The organism is Streptomyces sp. NPDC055243, assembly GCF_044544025.1.
Classification (GTDB): Bacteria; Actinomycetota; Actinomycetes; order Streptomycetales; family Streptomycetaceae; genus Streptomyces.
The window spans coordinates 262,417-279,054 of the sequence record NZ_JBITWR010000004.1; the positions used below are offsets into that span (position 1 = coordinate 262,417).

The following is a 16,638-nucleotide window of genomic DNA, read 5'->3' on the forward strand; positions in this document are numbered from 1 at the left end:
GCTGCTTACTGCTTACCGCACAGCGGGACCAGCTTCTCCTCGTCCTCGGAGAGACTGGGGCCGGGTGTGGGAGTCGGTGCGGTCTTGGACTTGTTCTTGTCGGTCGAGCTGTTCTTGTCGTTCTTGTCGTTCGTGTCCGCCGGGTCGGTCGGATCGTCGGTGGGCGCCTTGGCGGCCAGACCGGTGGTGCCGCCCGCCTCGCCCTCGCCCGGCTTGGCGTTCTCCCGCTCGGCCTCGCGGCGCTTGGCGTCCTTCTCGCAGGCCGAGGCCTGCAGACCCAGCTCCTCGATCTTGCTCTTGGCGTCGTCGAGGTTGCCCTCGGCGATGGTCGCCTCGACCTGCTTGCGCTGGTACGGCGGCAGGTACTTGAGTTCGATCTTCGGGTAGTTCTCCTCGACCTTCGACAGGCTGACCCACGCCAGATCCTGGTCGATGCCGCGGTACAGGGCGACGTTCGTGTCGTTCGTGCCGACGTAGTACTGGGTCTGGGTCCAGCGGTAGCCGCCGTACAGGCCGCCGCCGACGACCGCCAGGGCGAGCACGGTGTAGAGCGATCTCTTGAGCCACTTGCGGCCGCCGCCGGGCTTCACGAAGTCCTCGTCGCTGTACGCGCCGAAGCTCCCCTCGGGGACGTATCCCGCCGTGTCGCCGCTCCCGGGCGGCCCGAAGCCGCCTCCGGAGGGCTGCGGGGGGACGGGACGGCCGAGGCCGGACGCGCGGCCCGCGGGGGTCTGCATGGCGCCGTCGTCCTGCGCCTGGAGCTGGTTCTCGGCGACCGCGCCGACGACCACGGGGGTGTCGGAGAGCTGGCCCGCGAGGGTGTCGCCGCTGTCGATGTCCAGGACGTCGGCGACGATCACCGTGATGTTGTCGGGGCCGCCGCCGCGCAGCGCGAGCTGGATGAGCTCCTGCACGGTCTCCTGGGGGCCCTGGTAGCTCGCGAGGGTGTCTTCCATCGTCTGGTGCGAGACGACGCCGGAGAGACCGTCCGAGCAGATCAAGTAGCGGTCGCCGGCGCGGACTTCGCGGATGGAGAGGTCCGGCTCGACGTGCTCACCACTGCCCAGCGCGCGCATCAGCAAGGAGCGCTGCGGGTGGGTGGTGGCCTCCTCCTCGGTGATCCGGCCCTCGTCGACCAGCCGCTGCACCCAGGTGTGGTCCTGGGTGATCTGCGTGAGGACGCCGTCCCGAAGGAGATAGGCGCGCGAGTCGCCGACATGGACGAGGCCCAGCCGCTGTCCCGTCCACAGCAGGGCGGTCAGGGTCGTCCCCATGCCCTCGAGCTGGGGGTCCTCCTCGACCATCAGCCGCAGCTGGTCGTTGGCGCGCTGCACGGCGGTGCCGAGCGACGTGAGGATGTCCGACCCCGGCACGTCGTCGTCGAGGGTGACGAGCGTCGAGATCACCTCGGAGCTCGCCACCTCACCCGCGGCCTGGCCCCCCATGCCGTCGGCGATCGCGAGGAGACGCGGACCGGCGTAACCGGAGTCCTCGTTCCCCTCCCGGATCATGCCTTTGTGCGATCCGGCGGCGAAGCGCAAAGACAGACTCATGCGCACCTCGCCCGTCGGCTCCGGGTACATCCGCACGGTGCCCACCCTCCGGTCGGGAGCGCGCTGGCGTCCAGTGTGTGGACCGCGTCGGCTCGCTCGCTCCGCTCGCTCATTGTCGTACTACTTCCGCAGCTCGATGACGGTCTTGCCGATGCGGATCGGCGCGCCCAGCGGAACGGGCGTCGGGGTGGTGAGTCGGGTCCGGTCGAGATACGTGCCGTTGGTGGACCCGAGATCCTCGACGATCCACTGGCCGTCACGGTCCGGGTAGATCCTGGCATGCCTGCTGGACGCGTAGTCGTCGTCCAGCACGATCGTCGAATCGTGCGCTCGGCCCAGCGTGATCGTCTGACCCTGCAGGGCGACCGTCGTGCCCGCCAGGATTCCTTCGGACACGACCAGCTTGCTGGGGGCGCCGCGGCGCTGCCGCCCGCCGCCCTGCTGCTGGCGCTGGGGAGGTGGTGCGGCCGCCGCCTGCTGTTGCTGGCGTGCGGCCTGCTGCGGTCGCGCGTTCTCGCGGCGCGAACCGCGCTGCGTGACACGTGTTCCAAACAGGTCGCTTCGGATGACCTGGACGGCCACGATCACGAACAGCCACAGAACGGCTAGGAAACCCAGCCGCATGACCGTCAGGGTCAGCTCTGACATTGCCCCCGCTTCACCCTTCGGCTTGCCGGTAAACGATGGTGGTTTGGCCCACGACGATCCGCGAGCCGTCGCGGAGCGTAGCGCGGGTGGTGTGCTGCCCGTCTACCACGATGCCGTTGGTAGACCCGAGATCCTGGATCGTCGAGGGCGTTCCGGTCCGGATCTCACAGTGCCGGCGCGATACGCCGGGGTCGTCGATCCGCACATCGGCGTCGGTGCTGCGTCCCAGCACCAGCGTCGGGCGGGAGATCTGATGGCGATTGCCGTTGATCTCGATCCAGCGCCGCACCTGCGCACCCGGAAGAGGCCCGGCGCCGGGCCCCTGGGGGCGGCTCGGTACCGGAGCGGGCCCGCCCGGGCGACCGCCCGGGGGCGGCGCGGCGGGCATGGGGGGAGCGCCGGAGGGCTGAGGAGGCGGGTAGCCGTAGCCGCCGCCCTGGCCGCCCGCGGGCGGTCTCGCGGGGCTCTGGCCGGCGTTCGTGGGGCCCCCGGAAGGGCCGACCCCGGGGGGACCGGCAGGAGCGCGCTCGGAGCTCTGCGAGGTGCTGGACGCGAGCGTGCGACTGCGCACTCGGTACAGACCCGTGTCGAGGTCCTCGGCCTTCTCCAGGTGGACCTTGATGGGGCCCATGAAGCTGTACCGCTGCTGCTTGGCGTACTCGCGCACCATCCCGGAGAGCTCGTCGCCGAGCTGTCCCGAGTAGGGGCTCAGACGCTCGAAGTCGGGCGCGCTGAGCTCCACGATGAAGTCATTGGGGACGACGGTCCGCTCGCGGTTCCAGATCGTCGCGTTGTTGTCGCACTCGCGCTGCAGGGCGCCGGCGATCTCGACGGGCTGGACCTCGGACTTGAACACCTTGGCGAAGGTGCCGTTGACGAGACCTTCGAGTCGCTGCTCGAACTTCTTCATGACTCCCATGGGGCACCTCCTCCGTCGTAGTCATCCTGGTACTGCTTACTGATCGTATCCACGCGCCGGGAAATCGGCTGGTTCCCCCTGTCCGCCCAGTCGATGAGTGTCGCCTCTCACAAGGCATGCCCGCACCAGGGTTCCGGGATCCTTCCGGACTCCTCTCGGGCTCCTCTACCAGGGATCGTAGAGGGGGCCTCAAACCAGTGTCCCGCACCCGGCCGCGGAGCTTCGCCGGGTACGGCGCAAGTCGGTCGCCCGGGTCCCGGATCCCTCCGGATCTCTACGCATCACTCGGGCAGGTGCCCCCGAATACGGATGTGAATCCACCCCCGGCAGCGTGCTAATCTTCTGGATGTCGGAAGGCGCTCGCACCAAGCAGTGAGAGACCCAAGACAACACCCATGCGCGGGTGGCGGAATAGGCAGACGCGCTGGATTCAGGTTCCAGTGCCCGAAAGGGCGTGGGGGTTCAACTCCCCCCTCGCGCACCATGTGGAGCGGGTCTCCACCAGGACGGAAGTCCTGGTGGGGGCCCGCTTCTCGCGTTGGGGGCGGACTGCGGGCCGGACGTTGACGGGGCGGGCGGAGTCGCGGGCGGAAGCCGACCGCCGACGGCTCGGCGCCGTCGGCGGTGGCAGGGGTGTCGCGTCGGTGTGAGGAACGCCTCAGAGCTGGTGGCGGGACCCGACGGTTCACGTGGTCCGCGGTCGGTTCAGGTGACGGTGAACCCCTTGAAGAGGGCGTCGCGCATCTCGGCGTAGCGCTCCATGAAGTCGGCGCGGCCCGTGAGGACGTCCGAGATGTGCTGCACGCCGAAGAAGGACGCGACGACGACCCGGGCCAGGGCCTGCGGGTCGGTCTCGGGACGCAGCTGTCCGGCCTCCTTCGCCGCGGCGATGAACCCGACGAGCAGCTTGGACCACCCGACGTACGGCTGGGGCAGGTCGGTGCCGATCAACGAGCGTTCGATCTGCAGCCGGGCGCCGGCCTGGACGATGCTGTCGGTGTGGAAGGCCTCGGCGGTGCGGTCCAGGATCGTCAGCAGGGTCTGGAGCGGCGGCAGTTCCATGGCCTCCACCTGCTCGACGAGGGGCGGCCAGTGCGCGTAGTGCCCTTCCATGACGGCGACGGCCAGCGCCTGCTTGTTGGCGTAGTGGAAGTAGACGGCACCCTTCGTCATCGAGGCGCGTTCGGCGACGGCCTGCAGGGTGACGGTCGGATACCCCTGCTCCGCGAAGATCTCCGCCGCGACCCGCAGGATCTGGGCCTTCGTGCGTCGTGAGCGCTCCTGTTTGGGCTGGCTGGTGGCTTGCTGGGTCGCGCCCGAACTGTTCGTGTTCCGCACCGGCTCCGTCCCCTTCCTGGGTCAGCACTCCGGGATCCCGACGAGTGAGCTGCGGTTGTACGTGCCTTGTAATATACATTCGAGAAGGTATATTTTCCTTCCGCTAGCCGATTGGTAGTCCCACATTCTGGGACTGGGCCGGGGGGGTTCACCTATGTCGATCAGCACGTTTCCGGAAATATGTACCGAGGACGCAAAGCCGGTACGCCATCTCCTCACGTACGACCAGACGGTGCCGCGCACCCTGGTCCACCGTGCGGCCGTGACCGAGGTCTTCCTGACGGACGGTTGCAGGATGGAGGATTCGGAGCGGGTCCTCATCGCTGCCCAGTGGCCGCGCAGCCACGCGCTGTACGAGCCGGACGCGGCGGGGTTCAGTGATCCGGTGCTGCTGGTCGAGACCGTGCGCCAGGCCGCCATCTACACCGCGCACCGCTTCCACGAGGTGCCGCTGGCCCACCGTTTCATCTTCTGCGACCTCGACTTCCAGATCCAGGATCCGGCCCCGCTGCGCGTGGGCGGTGCCCCGCTGCGGGTCGTGCTCGACGGGCGGTTCACGCCCGACACCAACCAGTCCACCAAGCGCTTCGGCGCCCGCTTCGAGACCGCGCTCAAGGTCAACGGCCTGCACTGCGGCCGGGCTTCGGTGCGGCTCCTGTCGGTGGGCGACGAGCTCTACAGCACCCTTCGCTACCGCAGCGCCCCGGCCGGCGGTCCGCAGCCGCCGTGGTCCCGGACGCTGCTCCCGGCCGCCGAGGTGGGGCAGGTCCGCCCGGAGAACGTCCTGTTGAGCAGCGAGGGACCGGGGACGTACGGCATGCACCTGGACACGAAGCACCCCGGGTACTTCGAGCACGCCAGCGATCACGTGCCCGGCATGGCCCTCGTCGAGGCCTTCCGGCAGGCGGGGCACCAGCTGCTGCGTCAGTCCGGCGACCCGCGGTCCCATCTGATGACGGCGTGCGAGGTCAGCTTCGACTGCTTCGGCGAACTGGACGCGCCCGTCACGGTCCAGGCGCACGAAGGGCTCGCGGACGCCCCGGCCGACCGGCTGATCCGGCTGGCTGCGGTCCAGGGCGAACGCACCCTCGCCCGCGCGACTTCCGTGTACCGGCCGCACCGCGTCGTGCCGGCCTGTTGACCGGCATCCGGAACCGAGCGCGCACCCCGAGGGGACGAGCGATGGAACTTCAGCAGCTGCGTGTCTTCCGTGAAGTGGCACGGGAGTTGAGCTTCACCCGGGCGGCCAGGAACCTGCACTGCGCCCAGTCCACCGTCACCGGCCAGATCAAGAGTCTGGAGTCCTCCCTCGACGCCGTGCTGTTCCTGCGTCGCGGGCGCTGCCCGATCGAGCTGACACCGGCGGGCGCGGTGCTGCAGGGCCGGGTGGACCAGATCCTCCAGGCGGTCGACACGACGGGCCGGGAGGTCCGCGGCGCGGTCGGCCGCCGCGGCGACCTGGTCCGGCGTCCGGTCCACCATGCGCACGCCCACCCGCTGTAGGGGCAGGGCGTCGCCGCCGCGCCGTCCTTCGCTCCCTTCCGTCTGCTTCCGTTCGTTTCCGTTCGTTCTCTCCTGACTCGATGCCGCCCGCTCGCGGGCGGTGGCAAGGACTTCATGAACGCCGTTCCGCCGGCCGTCGCATTCTTCGATGTGGACGAGACGCTCATCAACGTCACGAGCCTCTCCCGCTTCCTCGCCTTCCACTGGGACCGGGCGGGCGAGGACCGGGCCCGCTTCCTGCGCGCCCGCGACGAGCACCTCCGTGACCAGGCGGCGGGTGTGCCGCGCAGCCGGCTCAACCGCTCCTTCTACCGCCACTTCCGGGGAGTCCCGGTCGCCGAGCTGAACCGGGCGGGGCGTGCCTGGTTCGCGGCCGAACAGGCGGGGGGAGGCCTCTTCCACCAGCCTGCCGTGGACGCCCTGCGAGGCCACCGCCGCGACGGAGCCCTCGTCGCGCTGGTCTCCGGGTCGTTCCTGCCGTGCCTGGCGCCGATAGCCGAGGAGCTGCGGGCCGACGTGGTCCTGTGCACCACCGCCGAGGAACACGACGGGGTCCTGACCGGGAACGTCGGCACCCCGGTGATCGGTCCGCGGAAGGCGGAGCTCGCCCGGCGGACGATGAGCGGTCACCGGGCGTCCCCACGCGACTGCCACGCCTACGGCGATCACGCCAGCGACGTGGATCTGCTGCGGGCCGTCGGTCACCCGGTGGTGGTCGGCGACGACCCGGTGCTCAACTCCCTTGCGGGGAGCGAGGGATGGGGGCTGCTTGCCGGGCCGGTCCGGCCGCCGGGTGGCGCATGGCGGGCAGCAACGTCTTCCACAGGTGATGTGTCTGCCGGCCGTCCTGTTCCGGCGGCCCGGCGGGAACCGTGTGGGTCTGCCCGAGGAGTACGGCCAGGAACAGCTGGCTGAGCACCTCGGGCCGGTGGCCCGGGTCGATCCCGCCGCTTTCCTGCGCGCCCGCCACCAGGTGCAGCAGCAGGGTCCGCAACTGCTCCACCTGCACGGTGTTCGTGCCCTCGGCCCAAGCCTTCTCGGTCACCAGACGCAGGCCCGCGCGGAACCGCGTGTCGTGCTGCGCGTGGTCGGTGAGCTGGGTCAGGAGCAGGTCGAGCACCCGCAGGGGCTGCGCCCCCGAGGCCTGGGCCGCGTTGAGCAGCGCCTGCCAGCGCTCCTCGAACTGCCGGGTCAGCTCGGCGGCCAGTTCGGCCTTGGAGTCGAAGTGTCCGTAGAGCGCACCTTTGGTGAGGCCGGTACGCCGGGCGACCACCTGCAAGTTGGTGGCGGCGAACCCCTGTGCGGCGAACTCCACGGCGGCCGCGTCGAGGACCAGCGCGTGCGTACGCCGCGCCCTGTCCTGCTTCCCCATGGTCAGGCCCCCAGCCGGCACCGTCGCTCTCCAAAAATTCCTACGCAACGGAATCTTTTCCTGTAGGGGCGCTGGAGGGCAAGTCAATCCCGTAATTCCGATCGTAAACAGCTTCGTATTCGGACAATCCAGCTGCGTGCAGCCGCGAGATGCCCCGAGACGCCGCAAGAAGGGGACAAGTTGATGCCCACCACCACGCAGGCCGCGGCGACGCGCGCCGTCCGTGCCCATGACGCCGCCGCTCTGGGAGCCCGGTACGCGACGGAGTCGGAGCAGGCGCGCACCCTGCACCCGGCCGTGGCCGACGCCCTGGTCCGGGCAGGCTTCGCGCGCCACTTCGTGCCCGCCGAATTCGGCGGTTCCACCGGCACGTTCGCCGAACTCCTGGAGGCGGTCGCCGAGGTGGGAGAAGGGTGTACCTCCGCCGCCTGGTGGGCCGCGCTGCAGGCCGCCCACGGCAGACTCGCCGCGCATCTCCCCCGCCAGGGCCAGGCCGACCTGTGGGAGACCGGCGCGGACACGCCCGTCGCGGCCGCCGTGGTGCCGCCTGCCGGGGAGCTCGCCGCGGCGCCCGGCGGCTATCTGCTGACCGGGCGGTGGAACCTCGCGAGCGGGGTCGACCACGCCCGCTGGATCCTGCTCGCCGCGCCGGACCTCGGCGGCGGTGGTGGTCAGCGGATACTCGCCGTGCCGCGCGCCGACTTCCTGATCCACGACACCTGGCACAACAGCGGCCTGCGGGGCACCGGGAGTCACAGCGTCACGGTCGACGCCGCTTTCGTGCCCGAGCACCGCACCGTCCTGCGCGACGCGCTGGCCGCGGGGCGCGACGAGGAGGACGCCGCGCGCTGCCACCGCATCCCGTACACCCTGGTCGCGTCTCTGATGTTCGCGGCGCCCGCGCTCGGCGCGGCGCGCGGCGCCCTGCGCGCCTGGACCGCGCTGGCCGCGGGGCGCGCCACGGCGGGCGGTGGCCGCCTCCTCGACGACGACGCCGTCGCGCAGCAGACCCTGGCCGTCTCCTCCGCCGAGGTCGACGCGGCGCATCTGCTGCTGCGGCGCGCGGCCGAACGGGCCGACCGGGCGCCGCTGGACGACCTGCCGGTGGCCCTGAACATGCGTGACGCGGCGGTCGCCGTGGAGATGCTGGTCGGTGCCGTGGAGCGGCTCATCCGCAGCGGCGGCGCACGCGCCCAGGCCGACGGGGAGCCGCTGCAGAGGTTCTGGCGCGATGTGCACGCCCTCGCGGGGCACGGCGCCCTGCGGCTGGCGCCCGCCGCGGCGGCCTACGGCCGGTGGGCGGCGGCCGGGGCGGACCTGCGCTGACGCGCTGCGCCGACGTGGTGGGGTCACGGGCCGTGCGGTGAGCCCGCCCACCGCACGGCCCGCACCCTTCCGAAGAACGGCCCCCGGCATTGCCGGGGGCCGTTCGCGTTGGGGCAGGGGCAGGGGCAAGGGAGGGCCAGGGACAGGGGCAGGGGCAAGGGAGGGCCAGGGGCAGGGACGGGGGCCGTGTCGGCGCAGGCTGTCGGGCGCTCGGGACACCTGTTATCGGGATCCCTGATCCAATTTGAAACCTTCTCGAAGGAATGATTCTCTCGTTGCAGGCGCCGCCCCCCACCTGGCATCGACCGAGATTGGGTGATCCTCAGTGACGACGGCATATCCCGAACCGACCACCACATTCGCCGCGCACCGCCCGGTCCACCCGGGCGATCAGGGCGGCGGCCATTCCCGCCGTCCTGCCCCTCGGGTCGCGCTCGCCGCCCCGGCCTGTGGCGAGGGAAGCGGCAGGGGAGGCGCGCCGGCCCTGCCGGAGGCGTCCGTCCTGCCCGGCTCCCGTCGCGCCAGACGCGAGGCGTCCGAGGGGGAGCTCACCTGGTGGCAGCGCATGGAGGAACTGCGCTGTCACTTCGAGCGGGCGCTGACGCGTGAGCTCGCCCGCCTCGGGCTGTCCCCGTCGACGTATCTCGCCCTGGAGCAACTCGCTCTGCACCCCGGGCAGTTGCGTATCGCGGAACTCGCCCAGGAGATCCGTCTCAGCCCCTCGTCGACGTCCCGGGTCGTGGACCGCCTGGTCCGGGACGAGCTGGCCGTGCGCATGCCCAGTACGGGCGACCGGCGCACGGTGCACGGCCGGATAACCGAGCGGGGACGCGACCTGTACGAGGCCGCGGTGCCCGCCTACCGGATGGCGCTTGCCCAGACGCTGGACGTCCTGCGCGGAGCCCCGGGCGCCCCGCAGGGCCGCTAGAACAGCTTGTTCAGGAAGTCGGCGAGCTTCGTCCGCATGCGCTCGACCTTCTCCTCCACGGTGAGGGACTCCTGGAGGCGGCCCCCGGGCTGGGCCCGCTTCTTGCCCCGCACGTACAGGGAGCAGGCCAGATTGCTGCAGATGTACTCGCCCACCGTGTCCTCGTTGTTGCCGCTCTCGCGTGCCTTGCGGGCGGTCATCAGCGTCACCCCGCTCGCGGGGTGGGTGGTCAGGCAGATGGAGCACATGGCGCGGTGGTACGCGTTGCCGCTGCGCGGCGCCAACAGGAGCGCGAAGCCCACCAGTCGGCCTTCGTGCTCGGCCACGATGTAGCTGCGCTGCGGCGCGCCCGGGTCACGCCAGCCGAGGAAGTCCAGGTCGTCCCAGGGCAGTTCGGGAAGATCCCGCGGCACCGTGAGCCGACTGGCCTCGCCCTTCGTGCAGTTGACGAACGATGCGCGGATCTGCGGGTCGGTCAATTCCTTCATGATCCCGGACCCTAGCAATGCCTGTGTATATTAGGCAAAGCCCAAGGGGGTCTAGGTTAGAGCCCAGGCATCACCGCCCCGACGCTGTACAGGAAAGGAAGAGTTCATGTCCGAGGAGATCAGCACCACGAGCGCCCAGGAGGAGGCGCCGGCGGAAGCGGCGGCCGCTCCGCCAGTGGAGCGCTCACCGGTCGTCGTGGCTCTCGTCCTGGCCCTGGGCGCGTTCGTCGCCCTGCTGGACACCACGATCGTCGGCGTCGCCATGCACTCGTTCACCGAGTACTTCGACGCCGGCCTCGCGGACGCGCAGTGGGCGTCCACCGCGTATCTCCTCGCGATGTCGTCGGTCATCCCGGCGACCGGATGGGCGGCTCAGCGCTTCGGCGCGGCGGCCACCTGGACCGCCTCGCTCTCCGTCTTCCTGCTGGGCTCGGTGCTGGCCGGTGCCGCCTGGTCGCTGGGCAGCCTCATCGCCTTCCGGGCGCTCCAGGGCTTCGGCGCCAGCATGCTCTTCCCACTGATGCGGATCATCGTGGTCGAGGTCGCGGGCCGGGCCCAGATGGGCCGGATGATGACGATGATGGCCGTCCCGCTCCTGGTCGCGCCGGTGCTCGGCCCCGTGCTCGGCGGCACGCTCATCCAGGAGTTCTCCTGGCGGTGGGCGTTCTTCCTGAACGTGCCGATCATCCTCGCGGTGATCGTCCTGTCCGCGCGGCTCCTGCCGAACTCCAAGGGGCAGGCGCCCGGGCGCCTCGATCTCGTCGGACTGCTCACCATGGGCGGTGGTCTGGCCGCGGTCATCCTCGGCTTCAGCAACCTGGCCAAGGGCACGTCGCTGACCAGCACGCCGGTACTCCTGCCGGTCGCGGCGGGCGCGGTCCTGCTCGCGGTGCACGGAGTGCGGGCCGCCCGCGCCCAGACCCCTGGCGTCGTGGACTTCTCGCTCTTCCGCGACCGGATGTTCACGGCCTCGACCTCCATCACCCTGCTCAACAACTTCGGTCTGTACGGAGTCGTGGTGCTGGTTCCGCTGTTCTTCCAGCAGGCCGGCGGCAAGGGCCCGCTGGGCGCCGGAGCGATCATGGTGGCGCAGGGTGTGGGAACGGCGGCCGCGGTGCTGCTCGTCAGCCGGGTCATCGACACCAAGAGCAACCCCCGGGCCCTGGTCCTCGTCGGGCTCCTCCTGGTCGCGGTGGGCCTCACGACCTTCGCCATGGCCGACACCGCGGAGGTGAACGCCCTGCTGCTCGGCGCCCTGTTCGCCCAGGGCATCGGCCTGGCGCTGGCGGCTGCGCCCATCATGGTCACGCTCTACCACTCGCTCCCGGTCACCAGCGTGCCGGCCGCGACCACGGCCAACGCGGTCTCGCAGCAGCTCGGCGGTGCCGTGGGCACCACCGTCGTCGCGCTGCTCCTGCAGCACTACGTCTACTCGGCCGACGGCACGGCGGCGGACTTCGGCCCCGTGTTCTGGTGGGCCCTCGCCTTCGTGGTCGTCACCGCGATTCCCGCGCTGTTCCTCCCGTCGGGCGCCCCCAAGCAGGCCTGAGCAGGCCCCGCGGGCCCGAGCCCGCGGAACCCGCCCCACCCCTCCGTCCAGGAAAGTACTCAGTCATGGCTATCACTTCGCTTGGCCTGGCCAAGGTCCGCAACATCGGGATCATGGCCCACATCGACGCGGGCAAGACGACGACCACCGAGCGGATCCTGTACTACACCGGTGTCTCGTACAAGATCGGCGAGGTCCACGACGGTGCCGCCACCATGGACTGGATGGAGCAGGAGCAGGAGCGCGGCATCACGATCACGTCCGCCGCGACGACCTGCCACTGGCCGCTGGAGGACGTCGACCACACGATCAACATCATCGACACCCCCGGCCACGTCGACTTCACCGTCGAGGTCGAGCGCAACCTCCGGGTGCTCGACGGCGCCGTGACCGTGTTCGACGGCGTCGCCGGTGTCGAGCCGCAGTCCGAGACCGTCTGGCGCCAGGCGGACCGCTACGGCGTGCCGCGGATCTGCTTCGTCAACAAGCTGGACCGCACCGGGGCGGAGTTCCACCGCTGCGTCACCATGATCACCGACAGGCTCGGCGCGACCCCGCTGGTCATGCAGCTGCCCATCGGGGCGGAGGCCGACTTCAAGGGCGTCGTCGACCTGGTGACGATGAAGGCGTACGTCTGGTCGGCCGATGCCGCCAAGGGCGAGGCCTACGACACCGTCGAGATCCCCGCCACGCACACCGAGGCCGCCGCCGAGTGGCGCGGCAAGCTGCTCGAGGCCGTCGCGGAGAACGACGAAGAGCTCATGGAGCTGTACCTGGAGGGCCAGGACCCCTCGGTGGAGCAGCTGTACGCCGCGATCCGGCGCATCACCATCGCGTCGGGCAAGTCCTCGGACACCACGGTCACCCCGGTGTTCTGCGGCACCGCGTTCAAGAACAAGGGCGTCCAGCCCCTGCTCGACGCGGTCGTGCGCTATCTCCCGTCCCCCCTGGACGTCGAGGCCATCGAGGGCCACGCGGTGAACGACCCCGAGGAGGTCGTGCTGCGCAGGCCCGCCGACGACGAGCCGCTCGCGGCGCTCGCGTTCAAGATCGCCAGCGACCCGCACCTGGGCAAGCTCACCTTCATCCGGGTCTACTCCGGCCGCCTGGACGCCGGCACCGCGGTGCTCAACTCCGTCAAGGGCAAGCGGGAACGCATCGGCAAGATCTACCGGATGCACGCCAACAAGCGCACGGAGATCGACTCGGTGGGCGCCGGTGACATCGTCGCCGTCATGGGCCTGAAGCAGACCACCACCGGCGAGACGCTGTGCGACGACAAGAGCCCGGTCATCCTGGAGTCCATGGACTTCCCGGCCCCGGTCATCGAGGTGGCGATCGAGCCCAAGTCCAAGGGCGACCAGGAGAAGCTGGGCGTCGCCATCCAGCGCCTGGCCGAGGAGGACCCGTCCTTCCGCGTCAAGACCGACGAGGAGACCGGGCAGACCATCATCGCCGGGATGGGCGAACTCCACCTCGACATCCTCGTCGACCGCATGAAGCGCGAGTTCAAGGTCGAGGCGAACGTCGGCAAGCCGCAGGTCGCCTATCGCGAGACGCTGCGCAGGACCGTCCCGAAGCACGACTTCACGCACAAGAAGCAGACGGGCGGCTCCGGCCAGTTCGCGAAGGTGCAGATCGCACTCGAACCCCTCGACGGCGACGGCTACGAGTTCGAGAACAAGGTCAGCGGCGGCCGTGTCCCGCGCGAGTACATCCCGTCCGTGGACGCCGGCTGCCAGGAGGCCATGGACTTCGGCGTGCTCGCCGGTTACCCCCTCACGGGTGTCCGGGTGGTCCTCCTGGACGGCGCCTACCACGAGGTCGACTCCTCCGAGATGGCCTTCAAGATCGCCGGTTCGATGGCCTTCAAGGAGGCCGCGCGCCTGGCCTCCCCCGCCCTGCTCGAACCGATGATGAAGGTCGAGGTGACGACGCCCGAGGAGTACATGGGCGATGTCATCGGGGACATCAACTCCCGCCGCGGTCAGATCCAGTCCATGGAGGACCGCCACGGCGTCAAGCTCGTCACCGGTCTGGTGCCGTTGTCGGAGATGTTCGGCTACGTCGGGGACCTCCGCAGCAAGACCTCGGGCCGGGCGAACTACTCGATGCAGTTCGACTCCTACGCCGAGGTCCCCCGGAGCGTCGCCGAGGAGATCATCGCGAAGACCAAGGGCGAATAGCGGCCCGGACGGACCCCGGACGGCCCGCCCCGGCACAGACACCGAACGCCGTGGCGGGAGGCCCTTCACAGGGAGCCTCCCGCCACGGCGTTCGTGCGTCTTGGCCCTCAGCCGCCGCGCACCGCTCCCGACCGCGCGTCGAGGCGCAGGCTCTGCGCGTAGTCGGGGAGGATGCCGAGCTCCTTCGCCTCGGCCAGCGTCGGGGCCGCGCGGTCGCGGTCCGACAGGACGAGGTCCAGGCCCTGCGGGTAGGGCAGGGCGATGTCGGGGTCCAGCGGGTGGATGGCGTGCTCCCGCTGGGGTTCGTAGCCGGTGGAGAGCAGGTAGGAGATGGTGGTGTCGTCCTCCAGGGCCACGAACAGGTGCCCGACCCCGATCGGGATGTGCACCGACCGGCGGTCCTGCGGATCGAGCTCCACCGAGTCCCACATGCCGAAGGTCGGGGAGCCCACCCGGGTGTCGATGATGTAGTCGACGGCCTTCCCGCGCGTGCAGTAGGCGTACTTCCCCATGCCGGGCGGAATCGCGGTGAAGTGGATGCCGCGCACGACGCCCCGCTTGGAGACGCTGTAGCTGGACTGCACCACCGGGTAGAGCGGGCGCCCCACGGCCTTCGTGAACACGTCCTCCTGGTAGGGCGAGAGGAAGACGCCGCGCGCGTCCCCGAACACCTGCGGGGTGAACTCGTAGGCCCCTTCGATCTTCAACTGGCGTACCTGCACCGGTTTCTCCTCATGTAGTGACGGTGTGCCGCCCCGGGACGGCACACCGAACGCGTTCAGAACGGACCCTGGAACCCTGCGGACACATCGGCCAGCTGCGGCAGCACGGCCTCCCGCTCGCCGCACACGTCCAGGCAGGCGGACACGATGCTGCTCGCGCCGGGGTGGAAGGCCTCCTCCAGCGGGCGCGACACGGGCGCCGGGCTGTCCGGCAGCGACACGCGGCGTACCGGCGCGCGCAGCATGTGCGGGACGTGTTCGGCGACCACCGCGGCCACCTCGGAGGTGAACCCGTACCGGGCCCAGCTGGTGTCGGCGACGACGAGCCGCCCGGTCTTGGCGACGGACTCGCAGATGATGCCCTCGTCCAGCGGACGCAGACTGCGTACGTCCACCACCTCGACGCTGATGCCGCGCTCGGCCAGCTGCTCGGCCGCGCGCTCCGCCTCGTGCACCATCAACGACGCCGCGACGACGGTGACATCGCTGCCCGCGCGTGCGATGCGGCCGATGCCGAACGGCGTCGGTATCGGCTCCTCGGGGACCTCGCCGGTGAGCTGGTAGAGGTTGCGGTTCTCGATCAGTACGACGGGGGTGTCACCGGTCAGGGCCTGCACCAGCATGCCCTTGGCGTCGGCCGGGGTGGCGGGCGTCGCCACATGCAGCCCCGCGTAGTGCGCGAACGTCGCGTGGGGGCTCTGGGAGTGGGTGGAACCCTGCCCCCAGCCCCGTCCGACGACACCGCGGGTCACCACCGGGACGCCGCCCTTGTCGCCGCCGTAGGTGTAGCGCCACTTGGCGGCCATGTTCACGATCGGGTCCATGGCGAGGAACATGAAGTCCGCGCGGACGTGCACCACGAGGGGGCGCTGTCCCGCGGCGGCGGCTCCGATGGCGAAGCCGGCCGTGGCGTTCTCCGCGTTGGGCATGTCGACCACCCGGCCGGGGCCGAACCGGGCGAAGGCCTCCTTCGTGGTGCCGAAACTGCCGCTCACGTCGTCGACGCCCTCGCCGGCGACGAAGATCCGCTCATCGCGTTCCATGCACTGCACGGTGGCTTCGCTGATGGCCTGCCAGTAGGTCAGGGTGCGCATATCCGGTCTCTCTTCCCTGGGATGTGCGGTGGTCAGTGGGTCGCGGGCAGATACGCGCCGTCGAGCAGACGGGCGGTGTCCGGGAACGGCAGCGCCTTGGCGCGGTCGATCGCCGCGTGGATCTCCTGGCGGAACTCGGTGCGCCAGGCGGACACGGCCGCGTCGATGTCGGGCTCGTCCGCGCGCAGGGCGTCCGTGGCCCGCAGGATCGGGCAGCCCGCCATCCAGGAGTCGATCTCCTCCTGGGAGCGGTAGCCGTGGTCGTGGTCGAGACCGGGCCCCACGTGGGCGCGCCACCGGTACGTCGCCAGTTCGAGCAGGACCGGTCCCTCGCCGCGGCGGGCGTGCTCCACCGCGTCCCGCGCGGCCGCCTCGACGGCGAACACGTCGTTGCCGTCGACCGACAGGGCCCGCACTCCGGCGGCCTCGGCGCGCCCGTGCACCGAGGTGCCCTCGGCATGCCGGACACCCAGCGGCGAGGAGATCGAGTACAGGTTGTTCTCACAGACGAAGACCACCGGAATCCGGTGCACCGCCGCGAAGTTCAGGGATTCGGCGAACACGCCCTCGTCGGCCGCGCCGTCACCGAAGAAGGTGAGCGCGACGCGCTTCTCACCGGTACGGGCGAACGTCCAGCCGGTGCCGACGGCCACGGAGATCATCTCGCCGAGGATGGCGGCCGAGCCCGCGAAGCCCACCGACTGGTCCATCACGTGCATCGAGCCGCCACGGCCGCGGGAGCAGCCGTCCTCCTTGCCGTAGAGCTCGGCCACCAGCGCTTCGAGGTCACCGCCCTTGGCGAGGTAGGGCGCGTGCGAGCGGTGCCCCGAGTAGAGCCAGTCCGCGGTGGTGGTGGCCGAGCACACCCCCACCGCGGTCGCCTCCTGCCCGATGGAGAAGTGCGTGGGCGTACGCATCTCCTGCTCGTCGCGGTAGTAGTCGGCGAGGATCTCCTCCACCGTGCGGATGCGCACCATGTCCCGGATCAGCCGGGCGCGGGCAGACACCATCT

General features: G+C 70.5%; 15 protein-coding genes, 1 tRNA gene and 1 pseudogene. 8 read left to right on the top strand and 9 right to left on the bottom strand.

Going from position 1 to position 16,638, the window contains the following annotated elements:
• Window positions 1–5: 5 nt before the first annotated feature.
• The 3 genes from ACIGXX_RS14040 to ACIGXX_RS14050 form a co-directional block, all read right to left on the bottom strand.
• Window positions 6–1,553, bottom strand: a complete 1,548-nt coding sequence (locus ACIGXX_RS14040) for a Stp1/IreP family PP2C-type Ser/Thr phosphatase (protein ID WP_383815583.1) — start codon at window positions 1,551–1,553, stop codon at window positions 6–8.
• A 120-nt stretch (window positions 1,554–1,673) separates the two neighbouring features.
• Complete coding sequence (locus ACIGXX_RS14045; protein WP_351169100.1) at window positions 1,674–2,201, bottom strand: FHA domain-containing protein; 528 nt, start codon at window positions 2,199–2,201, stop codon at window positions 1,674–1,676.
• 10 nt (window positions 2,202–2,211) lie between these two features.
• Entirely contained in the window at window positions 2,212–3,120 is a 909-nt protein-coding gene (locus tag ACIGXX_RS14050; RefSeq protein ID WP_351169097.1) for a DUF3662 and FHA domain-containing protein, read from the bottom strand.
• A 397-nt stretch (window positions 3,121–3,517) separates the two neighbouring features.
• Here ACIGXX_RS14050 and ACIGXX_RS14055 point away from each other — a divergent pair.
• Window positions 3,518–3,604 (top strand) — tRNA-Leu (locus ACIGXX_RS14055).
• Window positions 3,605–3,825: 221 nt separating this feature from the next.
• On the opposite strand, the gene ACIGXX_RS14060 is transcribed toward ACIGXX_RS14055, so the two are convergent.
• Entirely contained in the window at window positions 3,826–4,458 is a 633-nt protein-coding gene (locus ACIGXX_RS14060) for a ScbR family autoregulator-binding transcription factor (RefSeq protein WP_351169094.1), read from the bottom strand.
• A gap of 154 nt (window positions 4,459–4,612) precedes the next feature.
• Between ACIGXX_RS14060 and ACIGXX_RS14065 the strand changes: the two genes are divergently transcribed.
• The 3 genes and pseudogenes from ACIGXX_RS14065 to ACIGXX_RS14075 all read left to right on the top strand — a co-directional run.
• Window positions 4,613–5,599 (top strand): ScbA/BarX family gamma-butyrolactone biosynthesis protein, encoded by a 987-nt coding sequence (locus ACIGXX_RS14065; protein ID WP_351169091.1) that lies wholly within the window; start codon window positions 4,613–4,615, stop codon window positions 5,597–5,599.
• A gap of 41 nt (window positions 5,600–5,640) precedes the next feature.
• Entirely contained in the window at window positions 5,641–5,961 is a 321-nt protein-coding gene (locus ACIGXX_RS14070; RefSeq protein ID WP_351169088.1) for a LysR family transcriptional regulator, read from the top strand.
• A 114-nt stretch (window positions 5,962–6,075) separates the two neighbouring features.
• Window positions 6,076–6,675: pseudogene (locus tag ACIGXX_RS14075) on the top strand (HAD family hydrolase); the annotation flags it as partial.
• A 19-nt stretch (window positions 6,676–6,694) separates the two neighbouring features.
• Here ACIGXX_RS14075 and ACIGXX_RS14080 read toward each other — a convergent pair.
• Window positions 6,695–7,333, bottom strand: coding sequence for a TetR family transcriptional regulator (locus ACIGXX_RS14080; protein ID WP_399975543.1), 639 nt, complete (start codon window positions 7,331–7,333; stop codon window positions 6,695–6,697).
• 183 nt (window positions 7,334–7,516) lie between these two features.
• On the opposite strand from ACIGXX_RS14080, the gene ACIGXX_RS14085 reads away from it, so the two are divergent.
• Complete coding sequence (locus ACIGXX_RS14085; protein WP_351169082.1) at window positions 7,517–8,659, top strand: acyl-CoA dehydrogenase family protein; 1,143 nt, start codon at window positions 7,517–7,519, stop codon at window positions 8,657–8,659.
• A 325-nt stretch (window positions 8,660–8,984) separates the two neighbouring features.
• Complete coding sequence (locus tag ACIGXX_RS14090; protein WP_366461906.1) at window positions 8,985–9,587, top strand: MarR family transcriptional regulator; 603 nt, start codon at window positions 8,985–8,987, stop codon at window positions 9,585–9,587.
• Here the strand turns inward: ACIGXX_RS14090 and ACIGXX_RS14095 are convergent.
• Window positions 9,584–10,075, bottom strand: a complete 492-nt coding sequence (locus tag ACIGXX_RS14095) for an FBP domain-containing protein (protein WP_351169076.1) — start codon at window positions 10,073–10,075, stop codon at window positions 9,584–9,586. The genes ACIGXX_RS14090 and ACIGXX_RS14095 overlap by 4 nt on opposite strands.
• Window positions 10,076–10,181: 106 nt before the next feature.
• On the opposite strand from ACIGXX_RS14095, the gene ACIGXX_RS14100 reads away from it, so the two are divergent.
• Both ACIGXX_RS14100 and fusA read left to right on the top strand, forming a co-directional pair.
• Window positions 10,182–11,624, top strand: a complete 1,443-nt coding sequence (locus ACIGXX_RS14100) for a DHA2 family efflux MFS transporter permease subunit (protein WP_351169073.1) — start codon at window positions 10,182–10,184, stop codon at window positions 11,622–11,624.
• Window positions 11,625–11,689: 65 nt separating this feature from the next.
• Complete coding sequence (fusA, locus tag ACIGXX_RS14105) at window positions 11,690–13,810, top strand: elongation factor G (RefSeq protein ID WP_351169070.1); 2,121 nt, start codon at window positions 11,690–11,692, stop codon at window positions 13,808–13,810.
• 107 nt (window positions 13,811–13,917) lie between these two features.
• Here the strand turns inward: fusA and ACIGXX_RS14110 are convergent, their stop codons facing one another.
• From ACIGXX_RS14110 to ACIGXX_RS14120, 3 genes are read right to left on the bottom strand one after another with little or no spacing between them, the layout of a single operon-like run.
• A complete protein-coding gene (locus tag ACIGXX_RS14110) occupies window positions 13,918–14,532 on the bottom strand; it encodes a dTDP-4-dehydrorhamnose 3,5-epimerase family protein (RefSeq protein WP_383815644.1) in 615 nt (204 codons plus the stop codon).
• 56 nt (window positions 14,533–14,588) lie between these two features.
• Window positions 14,589–15,626, bottom strand: coding sequence for a transketolase C-terminal domain-containing protein (locus ACIGXX_RS14115; RefSeq protein ID WP_351169064.1), 1,038 nt, complete (start codon window positions 15,624–15,626; stop codon window positions 14,589–14,591).
• 32 nt (window positions 15,627–15,658) lie between these two features.
• Window positions 15,659–16,636, bottom strand: a complete 978-nt coding sequence (locus ACIGXX_RS14120) for a thiamine pyrophosphate-dependent dehydrogenase E1 component subunit alpha (protein WP_351169061.1) — start codon at window positions 16,634–16,636, stop codon at window positions 15,659–15,661.
• Window positions 16,637–16,638: the final 2 nt, after the last annotated feature.